Source organism: Rhodococcus sp. GB-02, assembly GCF_053470465.1.
Genome location: NZ_JBPUKE010000001.1, coordinates 1,385,378 through 1,400,326, shown reverse-complemented (window position 1 = coordinate 1,400,326; position 14,949 = coordinate 1,385,378). Strand labels below are relative to the sequence as shown.

General features: G+C 62.5%; 16 protein-coding genes. 8 read left to right on the top strand and 8 right to left on the bottom strand.

Translation table 11 applies throughout. The features are described 5' to 3' along the window. Positions 1 to 59: 59 nt before the first annotated feature. Together ACSW29_RS06625 and ACSW29_RS06620 are read left to right on the top strand one after the other, a co-directional pair. A complete protein-coding gene (locus ACSW29_RS06625) occupies positions 60 to 773 on the top strand; it encodes a response regulator (RefSeq protein WP_448276885.1) in 714 nt (237 codons plus the stop codon). Continuing rightward, on the top strand, positions 770 to 1,876 hold the full coding sequence (locus ACSW29_RS06620; RefSeq protein WP_448276884.1) for a sensor histidine kinase: 1,107 nt from the start codon (positions 770 to 772) through the stop codon (positions 1,874 to 1,876). The genes ACSW29_RS06625 and ACSW29_RS06620 overlap by 4 nt, the downstream gene beginning before the upstream one ends. On the opposite strand, the gene ACSW29_RS06615 is transcribed toward ACSW29_RS06620, so the two are convergent. After that, positions 1,860 to 2,150 (bottom strand): YiaA/YiaB family inner membrane protein, encoded by a 291-nt coding sequence (locus tag ACSW29_RS06615; protein ID WP_448276883.1) that lies wholly within the window; start codon positions 2,148 to 2,150, stop codon positions 1,860 to 1,862. The two genes, ACSW29_RS06620 and ACSW29_RS06615, sit on opposite strands and share 17 nt — an antisense overlap. Positions 2,151 to 2,331: 181 nt before the next feature. On the opposite strand from ACSW29_RS06615, the gene ACSW29_RS06610 reads away from it, so the two are divergent. Beyond that, positions 2,332 to 3,540: a macrolide family glycosyltransferase gene (locus ACSW29_RS06610; RefSeq protein ID WP_448276882.1), complete on the top strand. Its 1,209-nt coding sequence runs from the start codon at positions 2,332 to 2,334 to the stop codon at positions 3,538 to 3,540. 6 nt (positions 3,541 to 3,546) lie between these two features. Here the strand turns inward: ACSW29_RS06610 and ACSW29_RS06605 are convergent, their stop codons facing one another. Continuing rightward, positions 3,547 to 3,993, bottom strand: coding sequence for a MarR family winged helix-turn-helix transcriptional regulator (locus ACSW29_RS06605; protein ID WP_347871701.1), 447 nt, complete (start codon positions 3,991 to 3,993; stop codon positions 3,547 to 3,549). 54 nt (positions 3,994 to 4,047) lie between these two features. Further along, the gene (locus ACSW29_RS06600; protein ID WP_317828409.1) at positions 4,048 to 5,454 is read right to left on the bottom strand and encodes an aminotransferase-like domain-containing protein; all 1,407 of its coding nucleotides are present in this window, start codon (positions 5,452 to 5,454) and stop codon (positions 4,048 to 4,050) included. Positions 5,455 to 5,593: 139 nt separating this feature from the next. Between ACSW29_RS06600 and ACSW29_RS06595 the strand changes: the two genes are divergently transcribed. Next, positions 5,594 to 6,814 carry a pyridoxal phosphate-dependent aminotransferase gene (locus ACSW29_RS06595; protein WP_448276881.1) on the top strand — a complete coding sequence of 407 codons (1,221 nt, stop codon included), beginning with the start codon at positions 5,594 to 5,596 and terminating at the stop codon, positions 6,812 to 6,814. 85 nt (positions 6,815 to 6,899) lie between these two features. Here ACSW29_RS06595 and purQ read toward each other — a convergent pair whose 3' ends face one another. Both purQ and purS read right to left on the bottom strand, forming a co-directional pair. Beyond that, positions 6,900 to 7,577, bottom strand: a complete 678-nt coding sequence (purQ, locus tag ACSW29_RS06590; protein WP_050655460.1) for a phosphoribosylformylglycinamidine synthase subunit PurQ — start codon at positions 7,575 to 7,577, stop codon at positions 6,900 to 6,902. Beyond that, positions 7,574 to 7,813, bottom strand: coding sequence for a phosphoribosylformylglycinamidine synthase subunit PurS (gene purS, locus ACSW29_RS06585; RefSeq protein WP_003945817.1), 240 nt, complete (start codon positions 7,811 to 7,813; stop codon positions 7,574 to 7,576). Before purS ends, purQ begins: the two co-directional genes overlap by 4 nt. A gap of 165 nt (positions 7,814 to 7,978) precedes the next feature. On the opposite strand from purS, the gene ACSW29_RS06580 reads away from it, so the two are divergent. Further along, a complete protein-coding gene (locus tag ACSW29_RS06580; protein WP_317828407.1) occupies positions 7,979 to 8,626 on the top strand; it encodes an MBL fold metallo-hydrolase in 648 nt (215 codons plus the stop codon). A gap of 129 nt (positions 8,627 to 8,755) precedes the next feature. On the opposite strand, the gene ACSW29_RS06575 is transcribed toward ACSW29_RS06580, so the two are convergent. The 3 genes from ACSW29_RS06575 to ACSW29_RS06565 form a co-directional block, all read right to left on the bottom strand. Continuing rightward, positions 8,756 to 9,460: a DUF2334 domain-containing protein gene (locus ACSW29_RS06575; RefSeq protein ID WP_230814952.1), complete on the bottom strand. Its 705-nt coding sequence runs from the start codon at positions 9,458 to 9,460 to the stop codon at positions 8,756 to 8,758. Between the two features lie 146 nt (positions 9,461 to 9,606). Beyond that, positions 9,607 to 10,104 (bottom strand): glutathione peroxidase, encoded by a 498-nt coding sequence (locus tag ACSW29_RS06570; protein ID WP_003945816.1) that lies wholly within the window; start codon positions 10,102 to 10,104, stop codon positions 9,607 to 9,609. A 56-nt stretch (positions 10,105 to 10,160) separates the two neighbouring features. Further along, positions 10,161 to 11,096, bottom strand: coding sequence for an iron-siderophore ABC transporter substrate-binding protein (locus tag ACSW29_RS06565; protein WP_347871704.1), 936 nt, complete (start codon positions 11,094 to 11,096; stop codon positions 10,161 to 10,163). A 259-nt stretch (positions 11,097 to 11,355) separates the two neighbouring features. On the opposite strand from ACSW29_RS06565, the gene ACSW29_RS06560 reads away from it, so the two are divergent. From ACSW29_RS06560 to ACSW29_RS06550, 3 genes are all read left to right on the top strand, one after another. Beyond that, on the top strand, positions 11,356 to 12,198 hold the full coding sequence (locus tag ACSW29_RS06560; protein ID WP_448276880.1) for a sucrase ferredoxin: 843 nt from the start codon (positions 11,356 to 11,358) through the stop codon (positions 12,196 to 12,198). A gap of 125 nt (positions 12,199 to 12,323) precedes the next feature. Next, positions 12,324 to 13,601 (top strand): acyl-CoA dehydrogenase family protein, encoded by a 1,278-nt coding sequence (locus ACSW29_RS06555; RefSeq protein WP_448276879.1) that lies wholly within the window; start codon positions 12,324 to 12,326, stop codon positions 13,599 to 13,601. Then, positions 13,598 to 14,821, top strand: coding sequence for an acyl-CoA dehydrogenase family protein (locus ACSW29_RS06550; protein WP_347871706.1), 1,224 nt, complete (start codon positions 13,598 to 13,600; stop codon positions 14,819 to 14,821). The genes ACSW29_RS06555 and ACSW29_RS06550 overlap by 4 nt, the downstream gene beginning before the upstream one ends. Positions 14,822 to 14,949: the final 128 nt, after the last annotated feature.

The window sequence follows — 14,949 nt, the reverse complement described above, 5'->3', positions numbered from 1 at the left end:
TCGAGCGGAAACCACCACGCGACAGCAGTGCAGACACGCAGTCGACTAACCTCGGTTTGATGAGCGCCGAACTACGACCTGGTGAGGAACCGGGGCGTGTTCTTGTCGTCGACGACGAGACTGCCCTCGCCAAAGTTGTCGCCAACTATCTGACACGCGAAGGATTCACCGTGCGCCTCGCCCACGACGGGCCGAGCGCAGTACGTTCGGTGCGTGAATTCGAGCCCGCGCTGATAGTGCTCGATCTGATGCTCCCAGGCTTCGACGGCATGGAAGTCTGCCGACGAACCCGAACCTTCTCGGACGCGTACATCCTGATGCTCTCCGCCCGCGGTGAAGAGTCGGACAAAGTGACGGGCCTGGCGGCCGGCGCTGATGACTACGTGGTCAAACCCTTCGGCCCCCGCGAGTTGGTTGCACGCGTGAAAGCTCTACTCAGACGGCCACGCGCGTCGAGTTTGCTGCCGAAAGCGCTGCCTACACCTCCCGGACTCGACATCGACGTCCTGGCCCGCACGGTCCGTGTCGACGACAACCCGGTCGATCTCACCCCCACCGAGTTCACCCTGTTGTCCGCGCTCGCATCCCGACCCGACGCGGCCTGGAGTCGGGCCGAGATCATCGCCTCGGTGTGGGGGTCGTCCTGGTTCGGGGACCAGCACATCGTCGACGTCCATGTCCGTGCACTACGCCGCAAACTCGGCGACGACGCGACCGATCCGCGGTTCATCAGAACCGTCAGAGGCGTCGGATACTCATTGAGGTCGTCATGAACAAGGTCGTCATGAACAAACTCGGGCTACGCGGAAAACTGCTGCTCGCGCAGCTTGTCGTCCTGTTCGTCTCCTGCCTCGTCATCGCCGCCGTTGCCATCGCCGTCGCTGCCCCGCTCTTTCACAACCACCTCATGATGGCCGGCATCGAAGACTCGAATGTCCGCACCCACACCGAAGAAGCATTCGCTCAGACCATGACCATTGCACTGTTGTGCGGGATCGCGGTCGCACTGGTGGGCGCAGGCATCGCCGCGGTCTACATCGTCCGACGCATCACGGCACCGATCACAACGCTGGCAGAGGCGGCGCAAAGCGTCGCCGACGGGAACTTCGACGTGACTATCGGCAGGTCCGACGTAGATGCCGATTTCACGCGTCTCGAAACCGCATTCGCCGACATGGCTGCACGCCTTGATCGTTCGGACCGGGTCCGCAAACGACTGCTTGCCGACCTTGCCCACGAATTGCGCACTCCGGTATCGACTTTGGCTGCGTACGTGGACGGAATCGAGGACGGAGTCGTGCCGACAGATCCTTCGTCGTGGTCGGTGATGCGCGATCAACTCGAACGTCTGCGTCGGCTGTCGTGCGATCTGGCGGACGTCTCCGCCGCCGACGAACACGCTCTCGAACTCGATCGCCGCACCGAGAAACTCGACGACATCGTCGCCAGCGCAACGGCAGCAGCGGGACCACGTTTCGCCGACCGTGGCGTCGAATTGACGACCGCACTACCCCCGCAACCGGTCACGGCCGAGGTCGATCGCCAACGAATCGAACAGATCCTCGCCAACCTGCTCGAAAACGCGTTGCTGCACACTCCAACCGGAGGTTCGGTGACGGTGACACTCGCACGGGGAGGCGATCGCCTCTCGCTGTCCGTCACCGATACCGGTGACGGAATTCCCGCAGACCAACTCGAATCCGTCTTCGACCGTTTCCATCGTGGTGATCGTTCCGACGGCTCCGGTTTGGGACTAACAATTGCGAGGAGCCTCGCGCTGGCGCATGGCGGCAACCTGACGGCCCGCCGCAACGAGCATCCGCTCGGCAGCACGCTCGTCCTCACTGTGCCGATGGGACTCAGGCGGCTGCCTTGAATGGATCGTGCTCGGCGATCAACTTCTCGAGTCGGGCCTCGTCCACTCGAACTCTGACTGTGGACGCCTCCTGCTGATCACGAATCACCTTGGCCAACGTGAACGTACTGGTGACCAAGAACAGCAAGGACATTCCGAGAAATCCGCGTTGCCACGCATCGATCGGAAGATACGCAATTCCGAGGAGAGTGCCGACAAAACTGACGGCAAAGGCGATTCCGGCCTGCAGATAGAAGGCTGCAGTGGTCTTCGAAGGTTGGGTCGGTGCGCTCATGCGTCGAAGTCTGGCCTTTCGCCGCAACACTCGGATGCGTAGTCCTACTCGAGAGTGCACGGTACTTCCCCCGGCAATAATCAGATGCCGTTACCCATCCTGGTGGATAGTCTCGGTCCGGTATCCGGAGTTGTTCCAGAACAGTTGTTGTTCGACAACAGTCAGACCGCAGGAGTGATCGATGACCCGCAGACATATCGCCATGGTGAGCATTCCGGCACCGGGCCACGTCAATCCGAGCCTGGCGATCATCGCGCGTCTCGTCGCCGCCGGTCACCGCGTCACCTATGCCAACGACGAGTCGATGCGTGAGATCATCGAGGCGACCGGGGCCGAATTCGCGCCGTATGTCTCCACGCTGCCCAGCCTCGTCCCTTTCCCTGACGGCGCCGAACCGGAGAAGAGTTGGGACGGGGATCTGATCGATCAGTTGACGATTTTCCAGGACGACTACGAGTCGATGCTGCCGCAGCTGCGCCGAATCTACGACGACGACCGTCCCGACCTCTTTCTCTACGACATCGCCGGGATCCCCGCGCGAATACTGGCTCAGCAGTGGAATGTTCCCATCATCCAGTTGTCGCCGACGTACGTTGCCTGGGACGGTTACGAAGCCGACGCTGCGCCTATGTACGACGAGATTCGTTCCGATACGAGAGGCGTCGACCTGCTCGATCGGGAGGCCCGGTTCTTCCGCAGCGAAGGCGTCGAGGTCGATCCGCGCGACTTCACCGGACGCCCACCGCGTGCAATCGTTCTGATCGCAGAATCGATGCAGCCCAACGCCGATCGCGTGAACCGCGACGTCTACACATTTGTCGGCCCCGCACTGGAACCGAGCAATCAACCCTGGGTGAACCCGGATCCCGAACGCAAGATTTTGTTGATTTCACTGGGATCCGCCTTCACCGATCATCCGGATTTCTACCGCACCTGCGTCGAGGCTTTCGGCGAGATTGCCGGCTGGCACGTCGTCCTCCAGATCGGTAAACGGGTGCAGATCTCAGATCTCGGACCATTGCCCGACAACGTCGAAATACACCGATGGGTACCGCAGTTCGCGATTCTGCAGCAGGCCGACGCGTTCGTGACCCACGCGGGTATGGGCGGATCCAGCGAGGGACTCGTGACCGGCACACCCATGATCGCGGTGCCACAAGCCGTCGATCAGTTCGGCAACGCCGACTCCCTCGTCGACGCCGGTGTCGCAGTACGCGTCGACGGCGCTACCGTGACGGCAGCAGAGCTTCGTGAGTCGCTGACTCGGGTGAGCTCGGGCGAGTTTCGCCGACGCAGTGCAGAGTTGGCAAAAGAACTCGGAGCGGCGGGCGGTGTATCTCGTGCCGTCGAGTTGATCGAGTCCGCCCTGCCAGACAGCGGGCGGCGGTAGTGGCGGCTACCAGTGCCAGGCGTCGCCACCCACGTTAGTGATGGTTCGCTGCAGAACCGTGATGGTGGTGACAAATTCCTCTTCGCTGATTCCCTGCATCCGCTCTTCCTGCAGCATCTGCTGTACCCGCGCGGCGCGATCGAACTGCTGGGAGCCCGCATCAGTAGGGAGAAGGACAGACTCTTCTTCACGCGCCCAGCCCAGATCGAGGGCAGAGTCGACGGCCGCGTCGATCACGTCAGTTGATTCGTTCGGACCGATCGTTCGCAGGAGGACAGCTCGCTCCATCCCTTCAGGGTGCAGCGAAAGTTGGTGCAGGGCCCACCATTGCGGCTGAGTCACGCCGATTGCTTCGAGTGCCCCGCGCGTGCGTGCCCGAATCGCTTCGCCTGCGCGTGCGGTCCAGAATCCGATCGGCTGATTCGCCGGTGGCTGCATTGGCTGATTGGTCATGGACACGACGATAAAACCTCAATGGCAGTTCAGGTCAACCCAAGGCGGTGAGTTCTACATATGTTGTGTGATTGCTCCGCCGATAATCCGGGCGGCGTCGGGGAATTCGCCCGGGGTCGGACCGGCGTAGTTGAGCCGCAGGAACTTTCCGGTCGGTTCTGCCGGGAACCAATCGTCTCCGGCCCCGACGATGACGCCGGCCGACCGGCAGTCCTGCACGACGCGTTCGAGATTCGTGGTGTCCGGAAGCCGAAGCCAGAGGTTGAGTCCACCTTGCGGTACGGCGTCGAGGTGAGCGTCCGGCGCATGCTCGCGCAGACTCGACACGAGGAGGTCGCGTCTGGCCTCGAGTTGGTGACGAAGCCTGCGCAGGTGCGTTCGCCAGGCCGGTTGGGTAACGACGTCGAGGGCAACTGCCTGCAGCATTCCGCTGACGTACATCGAATCTGCTTGTGTATCAGCAAGAATCCGCTCGTAAGCCGGTCCCCGAGCGATCAAGCCAGCAACTCGCACCGATGGGGACACACTCTTGGTCAGCGCACGGAGGTAGACAACGTGTCCGCTGTCGTCTCGAGCAGCAATAGGGCTGGGATCGGCGGTGATGCCGAAATCGAGCGCCGAACTGTCCTCGATCAGGAAGGCGCCGTGCCGACGGACGGTCTCGAGCACCTTGTCAGCCAACGTCGGCGACCACAGCGCCCCCGTCGGACTCGCGAAACTCGGTTGTGCGTAGAACGCGCGGGCACCGGTCTGTTCGAATGCACGCGAAAGCTCTTCAGGATCAGGACCGTTGGCACCACTGGAGATCGGAATGACCGTGACACCGGCCTGGGCGGCAGCGAGGATCGCACCCCAGTACGTCGGCGATTCCATGAGCAACGGACGCCCCTCCCCCACCAGAGCACGGAAGGACGTCGCAAGTCCACCCTGACTGCCGGGAAGTACAACCACGTCGTTCGGCCCCGGCGGAGTAATCCCGGCGGGAGTGGCGGAACCCAATTCGGAGGCAAACCAGGATTGCAGTTCCGGAAGCCCGGCAGCGAGGGGCCGATTGAAGACTGCGTCGGTTCGCGTCGCCCTGGTGAAGGCTGCACGAACCAGTCCTTCCGGCAACAGCTCTCGGGCCGGATAGCCGGAGTGCAGCGCGATCACGTCGTTGGAGGTGGACTGCAGCGCAATAGGCAACTGCAGACGATGGTTCGGCGATCCGAGCGCCGCCGTCTGCCACCCGTAATCATTGGGTCGAACGACGCGGGCGGCGCGTACGAAGGTCCCCACACCGGGACGAGCCTCCACAACCCCCTGAGATACCAGTGTTCGCAGCGCCTTCTGCACAGTGACCGGACTCGCCCCGTGCGTGCTGACGAGCGACCGAGTGGACGGAAGCTTCGCGCCTGGAGGAGCCGTGGCGATCCACTCGCGCAAAGCTGCGACAATCCTCGAACTGCTATCATTGGACATGTCGAATCATAGTAGCGCTACTCCCCGCTCAAGGCTAGCGCTATCGCGAATTTGTGCCCGTTTCCAGAGCTGAACCCTGAGGCGCCCTTCTCGTCAGAAATACAACTCGCCCACCCGAACCGGAGAGGTACGTAACCGCGTGAACACACCCATCGATCAGGCCCGCAAGCTCGAGAATGTCAGGTACGACATCAGAGGGCGAATTCTCGACAAGACCGAAGAACTCGAGGATCAGGGACACACGATCCTGCGACTCAACGTCGGCAATCCGGCCCCCTTCGGGTTCGAAGCTCCGGACGAAATCATGATGGCCATGATCCGCAATCTCCCTACCGCGCAGGGATATTGCGATTCTCGCGGACTGTATTCGGCGCGCACTGCGGTGGTCCAGTACTACCAGACGCGGGGTATCACCGACGTCACCGTCGACGAGATCTATCTCGGAAACGGTGTGTCCGAACTGATCACCCTGACGATGCAGGCCCTCTGCAATCCAGAGGACGAGATCCTGATTCCCGCTCCCGACTATCCCTTGTGGACGGCTTCGGTTTCACTTGCCGGCGGCACGCCCGTCCACTACCTCACCGATGAAAGCCAAGGCTGGGCACCGGACTTCGACGATCTGGAAGCTCGGATCACGCCGCGCACCCGAGGGATTGTCGTCATCAATCCCAACAATCCGACGGGCGCCGTCTACTCGACGGAGGTGCTGCAACGGTTCGTGGACCTTGCGCGCAAACACGATCTGATGCTCTTCGCAGACGAAATCTACGAAAAGATCGTCTACGACGGCCGATCCATGACAAACCTTGCGACGATGACCGGGCGAGACGTCCTGTGTCTGACGTATTCGGGACTGTCCAAGGCCTACCGCGTCTGCGGATTCCGAGCCGGATGGCTGGCCATCACCGGACCACTCGAACGGGCGTCGAGCTTCATCGAAGGCATCAAACTGCTGGCCAACATGCGTATGTGTGCCAACGTGCCGGCGCAGCACGCGATCCAGACCGCACTCGGCGGACGCCAGTCCATCGAGGACCTGTTGCTTCCACAAGGCCGGCTGACGGCCCAGCGCGATCTCGCGCACAGCACGCTCAACAGCATCGACGGGATCAGTTGCCAGCAGGCCGACGGGGCGCTGTACCTGTTCCCGAAGCTCGACGTCGACAAGTTCGGCATCGTCGACGACGAGAGATTCGTTCTCGATCTACTGGAATCGGAGAAGATTCTTGTCAGTCACGGCCGCGCGTTCAATTGGATCGAACCTGATCACTTCCGACTGGTGACTCTGCCGAACACCGACGACCTCGCGACCGCCCTCGAGCGCCTCGGCAACTTCCTCAGTTCCTACAGCCAGTAATCCCAGGGCACCGGGACACCTCCACAAACGACTGAACGCCGACCGGAAATCCGGTCGGCGTTCAGTCGTCAAATTCAGCGGGCGATCAAGCAGTGACGATCGCGTCGAGTGCCGAGTAGAACAAGCCGAGTCCGTCGTCACTGGGGCCGGTGAGAGCCTCGGTGGCGTGCTCGGGGTGCGGCATCAGACCAACGACGCGGCCGTTGGCCGAGGAAATGCCGGCGATACGACGCTGCGAGCCGTTGGGGTTCTCCTCCGAGTAGCGGAAGACAACACGGCCTTCGCCCTCGAGTTCGTCGAGGACCTTCTCGGACGCCTGGAAGCGGCCTTCACCCGACTTGAGCGGGATGAGGATCTGGGCGCCGGCCTCGTAGCGTGAGGACCACGCCGTGTTGTTGGCTTCGACCGTCAACCACTCGTCGCGGCAGATGAAGTGCAGACCCTGGTTACGGGTCAGGGCACCGGGGAGCAGACCGGCTTCGCAGAGGATCTGGAAGCCGTTGCAGATGCCGAGGACCGGCATGCCGCCCTTGGCTGCTTCGACGACCTTGCCCATCGCGGGAGCAAATCGGGCGATTGCGCCGCAGCGAAGGTAGTCGCCGTAGGAGAATCCGCCGGGGACGACGACTGCGTCGACACCCTTGAGGTCTGCATCGCCGTGCCAGAGCTCGACAGCTTCACCGCCAGCCAGGTTGACGGCCCGAGCAGCGTCGATGTCGTCGAGCGTGCCCGGGAACGTGATAACCCCGATACGTGCGCTCATGCCTCGACTCGCCTGACGGTCCAATCCTCGATCACCGTGTTGGCCAGCAGGCCTTCGGCGATCTTCTCGAGTTCGGCGTCTTCGACACTGCCGTCGATCTCCAACTCGAACCGCTTGCCCTGACGGACATCGGATACTCCTGCAAAGCCCAGGCGAGACAGTGCCCCGACAATTGCCTGTCCCTGGGGGTCGAGAATCTCGGCCTTGGGCATGACTTCGACGACGACACGGGCCACGTGCTGCTCCTCGGTACTAGTGCGCGAACCCGGAGTGAAACGCTCGGGTGATGGCCAGTTTACCGGGCGCACCCGAGATGGTTCGCATCGAGTGATCGGGGCGTGACGGCCAACACCTGTGGGACTCGCCAGCGAGCCCTCCCTCGTCGGCGCATACTCGAAATCATGCGACTGACACATTTTGGCCATTCCTGTGTGCTCGTGGAGTTGAACGGCTCGAAGATCCTCTTCGATCCCGGCAACTTCTCGCACGGATTCGAAGGCATCACCGGCCTCGACGCCATCCTCGTGACACATCAACACCCCGATCACGCCGACCCGGCGCGCCTGCCCGAACTGGCCGAAGCGAACCCCGACGCCGTGCTCTACAGCGATCCCCAGACGGCTGAAAAGCTCGGTGGGCGCTGGACCGGAGTCCGGCCCGGTGACCATTTCAGCATCGGCAACGTCGAGGTGACCGGAACCGGCGGAGAGCACGCGATCATCCATCCGGACCTACCGATGATCGACAACACCGCGTTCCTCCTCGGCGACGCAACCAACCCGGCGCAGTTCATGCATCCAGGCGATTCCCTCTTCGTTCCCGAACAGACGGTCGACGTCCTTGCCCTTCCCGCCGCCGCGCCGTGGCTCAAGATTTCCGAGGCCATCGACTACCTCCGCGCGGTGGCGCCGCGTGTCGCGGTTCCCATCCATCAAGCGATCATCCGCGACGAAGCCGCCGGAATTTTCTACGGCCGCTACTCGGAAATGGCTGCCGACGGCACTGAGTTCCGCGTCCTCGACGAGGAGTCGAGCGTCGAGGTCGCCTGATTCAATCCTTCATGCACTCACATCGTCGATGATCCAGCCGGCGCTCGTCCCACCTGCTGTGTCGGTGAGTGTGTAGCGGATCCGGCCGACGCCGACTCGCAGCTATCGAAAAGTTGCCGTCGGCGGATTTCAGGCTGCGCCAAGTTCCTGAGACGGGGAGTTCCACCGATACACCTGCGATGTGGCTTCGTGAAAGAGAGCAAGGTCGACGGCGTCGAGAACGGCCTGCCGCGGTCCCTCGTTTCCCAACTGCTTGGCGGTGATCGACAACCTGACCAGTCCCCCACGCTTGGCGGCGCGCCCGGCCCCGAGAACCAAGGCGCGGCACCACCACGGCTCAGCCTTGAAGCCCTCGCCGATACCGAAAACCCGTCCCCGCTGCAAGGTTCCACGAGTCAGATCGTGCACGGCCCCGAGGCCTGCCATCGTCCGAAAGCCGGTCTCCGGCAACACCGACATGGCACCGGGCGACGCCACCCAGCGCGGCGGTGCGAACACCCGGGTCCTAAGACCTGCCTGTTCGAGGACTCGATCCGCAGCGAGTAGTCGCAGTTTTGCTTCGTGCTTCGACAGAGTGGCGAACTCGGCGCGACGGCGCTTGGTCGCCGCCTGGTCGTAGCCGTGCAGAACGATGGCGTCGCCGTGCTCACGACGCTCACGCAGCCAAGCCGTCGTCACCGCGTCGTCGGCCAGTCGATATTTGTCCTTCAGTCGCGGCGCCACCAGGAGCGACAGGCGGACGCCTCGAGCGTCCATCTCGTCAGCGAATCCGGCAGCGAGATAACATGTCTCGTCCCTGATTCCGGATACCGACACGATCAGTTCTGCGGACATACTCCGATAGTGGCAGCTGTGGGTGAACAGCACACTGCCGCCGGATGATCATCCGGCGGCAGTTTTCAGCGCAGCTACTAGTTCTCGGGAAGCGCAGCTACTAGTTCTCGGGAAGCGCAGCTACTAGTTCTCGGGAAGCGCAGCTACTAGTTCTTGGGAAGCGCAGCTTCGATCGCGGCCACAACCTCGGGTGCGTCAGGCTCGGTCCGCGGACGGAAGCGGTTGACGACGGTGCCGTCCGGTCCGATCAGGAACTTCTCGAAGTTCCACTGAATGTCTCCCGCAGCACCTTCGGCGTCGGCCGCCTTGGTGAGCTCGGCATACAGCGGATGCTGGTTTTCGCCGTTCACCTCAATCTTCTCCAGAAGCGGGAACGTGACGCCGTAGGTGGTGGAGCAGAACGTCTCGATCTCTTCGGCGGTACCCGGTTCCTGCCCCATGAACTGGTTGCACGGGATGCCGATCACGGTCAGACCGCGATCCGCGTACTCACTGGCCAGCTTCTCGAGAGCCGAGTACTGCGGGGTCAGTCCACACTTGGATGCGACGTTGACCACGAGCACGGCACGGCCGTCGTATTCACCCAACGAGGTGGGCACGCCACCGAGAGTGTTGATCGCGATGTTCTGTACTGGAGTTGTCATAGGTTCCAACTTAGCGACTGTCTCGCACACTGCTACTTCGCGTACTTCGCGCACCGCTAATTCGACGCTCCGAGAATGCGATCGAGGTCGCCCAGAACGGTGAGACCGCCGAGCGGTCCGACGCCGGTGATCCAGTACGACATGTCCACAAGATGTGGGTTCGGGAAGAATCCGGCGTTGTCCGCCACGGCCTTCGGCATCGTGCCGGAATCGGCCGGATTCACGGACGTGACCAGGATGAGATCGGCGCTCGATCCGGAGACGAATTCCGGGGAGAGGTCGACGGAGATCGAGTTCTCCCAGTCGCGTGCGGGAATGGTGAGCCCAGCGCATTCGAGTGTGCTTCCGGCAAACGACGTGGGTCCGTACAGCGTCAGAACGTCGTCGCGTGGGCGGATGAGCTGAGCGGTCTTGCCCTCGGTGCTGTGCTTGCTCGCCACTTCCTCGCAGCGTGCGGTGTAGTCACCGAGCAGTTCGCCTGCCTGATCGGTCTTGTTCAACGCCGCTGCGACGAACTGGACGTTGTCCTGCCACGGATCGGTCTGGGTCGCCATGTAGACGGTCGGCGCGATGGCAGCGAGCTGCTCGTACAGATCACCGTGCCGCGATTCCGTTCCGATGATCAGGTCCGGGCTCAGTGCGACGATCTTCTCGAGGTTCGGTGCCGCGACGGTGCCGACCATCTCGATCTCCGCGGCCTTCTCACCGAGGTACGCCGGAACCCCGGCCGTCTCGCTGAGTACCGCGGTGCCCACGGGAATCACGCCCAGCGCTACCGACGTGTCGAGCTGAACCGGCTCGAGCACGACAACTCGCTGCGGATCCATCGGTACGTCGGTAGTTCCGCGGGCGTGAGTGACCGCGTGCACGGTGTCGGGCTGCATCCCAGGGTCATGAAGATCGTCACCGCCACAAGCAGTCGTCGTTGCCACGATGGCAGCGAGGACAAAACCACCCAGCACGTACCTCGTACGCGAGTTACTGCGCTTCATTCACACACTCCTGTCACCGACTGCTTCCGACCTTCACAGCCACGCGCATTCACCACGGCTGAGCAAAGGATTCACCATCCAATAGTCTGGTGAGCCTAACCTACGAAACTGGAGCCTTTTCGTGTCTTCCCTCCCCTGCCACAGCGACGGTGTCGTGGGGAAGGCACCTATGCAGTGCTTTCCGGAATTCGTCGCCAATCCTCAAACCAGTCGGCGCCCTCACGCCTGTACACGGCAGTCCTCGGCCGCCGGAGAACCTATGGTCGGTCGCGCCGGAATGACACACCTGTGGGTGTTGATCGAGCACCCCGGGCCCTGGCCGGCGTCCGCCCCGGACGACGTTCTGCCAGACGCGCTCACCGAAAAAATCTACGCAGCGCAGGGTCGTATCCGACTCGTGGTGATCCGGCGGCCCCGCATCCGCCGAGTCCTCACCCCGACGTGTGTACTCGCGTGGACGGACGGCACGCGCCACTGGATGCGGGAAGGGTCGGTGGACCGATACGAGGACCTGTCGGCACTACCGTTCGAATCGATGGCCACCGGAGTGGAGCCCGCCTTCGACTGCTCCCGCACGGAACCGCTCTTCGGAGTCTGCACACATGGGAAAAAAGATGCGTGCTGCGCCGAACTCGGCCGTCCGGTTGTAGCGGCACTGGACGCGGCCCAGATCGCGGACGTGTGGGAGTGCAGTCACATCGGTGGAGATCGTTTCGCCGCCAACATGATTGCGTGGCCCGCCGCAGTCTATTTCAGCCGACTGGACGGCAACTCTGCGATAGATGCAGCCGAGAAGTACCTGAATGGAGAACTGTCCATGACGCACCTGCGCGGCCGGGCAGCGCTGTCTCAGGCCGCTCAGGCCGCCGAGCACGCTGTCCGGCGCGCCACCGAAATTGTCGCCGCGGACGCACTCGAGAGTGTCACCGAGAGGGTCGACGGAGTACGCACGACTGTCGATCTCCGGTTGGGAGCGAGAGACTTTCGCGTGGTCGTATGCCCCGGCGCTCCAGGGCAACCGTTCCGACACGATTGTGGTTCCGGCGGAACCGTCGAATGGAACGGATGGATCATCGAGCACCTTCACGAGCGATCACACTGACCACTCGGTTTAGGTACGGCTGCCCGGCAGGTCATCGAACCGAGATTTGCGCTGACTGACAACACTTCGAATCAGGTCGCGATGAAGGATCGACGCCCGTGGTGATTACGGCTTGCATTCTTGCCATGACCACCGCACTGACGCCGAATGCCGTACCCCGGTCCGCAGATCCGATCAAAAGTGAGGTCGACTACGAAACACTGGCAGAGAAATTCCGTCCGATCTTCGCGGACATCGCGCAATCCGTCGTCGCACGAGAACGCGATCACGTGCTTCCCTTCCAACAGATCGACGCACTCAAGAAGGCCGGCTTCGGCGCCGTTCGAGTGCCGACCACATACGGCGGATCCGGCGCGAGCATCCCACAATTGATCCGGTTGTTGGTCGAGTTGTCGAGCTCCGATTCCAACATCACCCAGGCACTGCGCGGTCATTTCGCGTTTGTCGAAGACCGACTGGTCGCCGACCCCGGACCGGAACGTGACACCTGGCTCCGACGCTTTGCAGAGGGACAGTTGGTCGGCAACGCCTGGACCGAAATCGGCGATGTTGCATTGGGCGAAGCCAACACCAAGGTCTCGCCGGCACCGGATGCCGATCATTTCCTGGCGAACGGGGCCAAGTTCTACAGCACAGGTTCGATCTTCGCCGACTGGATCGACCTGTACTCGCAGCGCACCGACACGGGCGCATTCGTGATTGCCGCGGTCGAGGCGAGGCAACCTGGTGTCACGCACAGCGACGACTGGAACGGCTTCGGCCAGCAGACGACGGGATCCGGCTCGTCCATCTACGAGAATGCGATTGTCCAGCCGGAGAACATCTTCGACTTCTCGACGCGATTCAAATACCAGACCGCGTTCTACCAACTGTTCCATCTCGCCACTCTCGCCGGCATCGCCAAGGCTGCGACAACCGAGATTTCTCGCCGAGTTGCCGCTCGCACTCGCACCTTCAGCCACGGCAACGCTCCAAGGTATGCGCAAGATTCACAGATCCAGCAAGTGGTCGGCGAAGTGTCCTCTGCCGCCTTTGCAGCCGAGTCCGTTGCACTGCACGCCGCGCAGTCGTCCCAATGGGCTTACGAAGCCGCGTTCTCCGGGTCGCCGGAGGAAGAGAAGGCGGCCAACATTGCGGCCGAAATCGATTCGGGGCGAGGCCAGGTCGCCTCGATCGGACTCGTCGTGCCGGCCACGGCCAAGATCTTCGACGCGCTCGGCGCTTCCGGAGTGAGCCGGGACCTCGATCTCGATCGATTCTGGCGCAACGCCCGCACCGTCGCCAGCCACAACCCGGTCGTCTTCAAATCCAAAGTTGTCGGCGACTACGAAATCAACGGAACCGAACCGATTTACGTGTGGGCCATCGGGACTGCACCGACTGAAAAGGATGTACCGGCGTGACCGTGACCAGTGAAACCGAAGTCTTCGTCGGCGTTCCCGACACATCCGAGGGTTGGATCGACCGCGCACGCGAGGTGAGCAACATCCTTGCCGCCGACGCACTCGCCCGCGACCGAGCCGGCGAACCACCGTTCCGAGAAGTCCAGCTGCTCAAGGACAGTGGTCTGGTGACGCTCCTGGGCCCGGTCGAGTTCGGCGGCGGTGGGCAGCGATGGGAGACCGCCTACAAAGTGGTTCGGGAGATCGCGCGCGCCGACGGCTCCGTCGGACAACTGCTCGGGTATCACTACCTGTGGGCATGGGCAGCCAGATTGGTCGGTACCGATCCGCAGATCTCCGCTGTCGAGGAGCTGTACACGAGCAACCGATTCTTCTTCGGCGGCGCGGTTAACCCTCGAGACACCGACCTCACCGTCGTGGACCGCGGCGACACCCTGGTGTTCAACGGTGTGAAGTCGTTTTCCACCGGCGGCCGAGTCACCGACCTGACGGTGCTCGAAGGAATCATCGACGGAACTGCGACGCATGTGTTCGCGATCGTGCCGACTGCTCAGGACGGCGTAGTCTTCCGCGGCGATTGGGACAACCTCGGACAGCGCCTCACCGATTCCGGCAGTGTCGAGATCAACGACGTCGAGGTCGACTGGGCAAGTGCGGCAGGCTTTGTCGACAAAGAATTCCAGCCCCTGGTCTACAACACCCTGAACTTCCCGGCGATCGAGATCGTGTTTGCCAACTTCTACCTCGGGATCGCCCGTGGCGCGCTGGACTCTGCGGCCGAGTACACCCGAACCCGTACGCGTCCATGGCCGTACGGCGGTGACAACCGCGAAATCGCAACGGACGAGTGGTACCTCCGTGAGGGCTACGGTGACTTGCAATCCAAGCTGTGGGCGGCGGAGGCCTTCGTGGACCAGGTCAGCCGCGAGGCCGACGCCGTACTCCACGATGCTCGCGAAAACCTCACCGAGCAGGCTCGCGGCGACCTCGCCGTACGCATCGCGGCCGCAAAACTTCGCGCCGCCGACGTCTCCTTGGAGATCAGCAACAAGATCTTCGAACTGACCGGTGCCCGAGCCACGTCCAACGACGTGGGCCTGGATATCTACTGGCGCAACATCCGGACGCATACCCTTCACGATCCGCTCGCGTACAAGCGCCGTGAAGTCGGTAGCCGCTATCTGACCGGCGAGATTCCCGAACCGACCTGGTACACATAGCACTCACGAACAGAAAGAGACCGTCGCACGGTTGGTGCGGCGGTCTCTTTCATCGTTACGACCAGGATCACTGATCGTAGATCGGGTTCCGCGCCTGCTGTGCAGTCAAACGTTCAGCAGAGCGGACG

Bases quoted from the DNA above. Each gene is read 5' to 3' on its own strand.
- ACSW29_RS06620 (WP_448276884.1), top strand. From the start codon at position 770: ATGAACAAGGTCGTCATGAACAAACTCGGGCTACGCGGAAAACTGCTG.
- ACSW29_RS06560 (WP_448276880.1), top strand. From the start codon at position 11,356: ATGGTCGGTCGCGCCGGAATGACACACCTGTGGGTGTTGATCGAGCAC.
- purQ (WP_050655460.1), bottom strand. From the start codon at position 7,577: ATGAGCGCACGTATCGGGGTTATCACGTTCCCGGGCACGCTCGACGAC.
- ACSW29_RS06610 (WP_448276882.1), top strand. From the start codon at position 2,332: ATGACCCGCAGACATATCGCCATGGTGAGCATTCCGGCACCGGGCCAC.
- ACSW29_RS06555 (WP_448276879.1), top strand. From the start codon at position 12,324: ATGACCACCGCACTGACGCCGAATGCCGTACCCCGGTCCGCAGATCCG.
- ACSW29_RS06625 (WP_448276885.1), top strand. From the start codon at position 60: ATGAGCGCCGAACTACGACCTGGTGAGGAACCGGGGCGTGTTCTTGTC.
- ACSW29_RS06570 (WP_003945816.1), bottom strand. From the start codon at position 10,104: ATGACAACTCCAGTACAGAACATCGCGATCAACACTCTCGGTGGCGTG.
- ACSW29_RS06605 (WP_347871701.1), bottom strand. From the start codon at position 3,993: ATGACCAATCAGCCAATGCAGCCACCGGCGAATCAGCCGATCGGATTC.
- ACSW29_RS06575 (WP_230814952.1), bottom strand. From the start codon at position 9,460: ATGTCCGCAGAACTGATCGTGTCGGTATCCGGAATCAGGGACGAGACA.
- ACSW29_RS06580 (WP_317828407.1), top strand. From the start codon at position 7,979: ATGCGACTGACACATTTTGGCCATTCCTGTGTGCTCGTGGAGTTGAAC.
- ACSW29_RS06565 (WP_347871704.1), bottom strand. From the start codon at position 11,096: ATGAAGCGCAGTAACTCGCGTACGAGGTACGTGCTGGGTGGTTTTGTC.
- ACSW29_RS06600 (WP_317828409.1), bottom strand. From the start codon at position 5,454: ATGTCCAATGATAGCAGTTCGAGGATTGTCGCAGCTTTGCGCGAGTGG.
- ACSW29_RS06615 (WP_448276883.1), bottom strand. From the start codon at position 2,150: ATGAGCGCACCGACCCAACCTTCGAAGACCACTGCAGCCTTCTATCTG.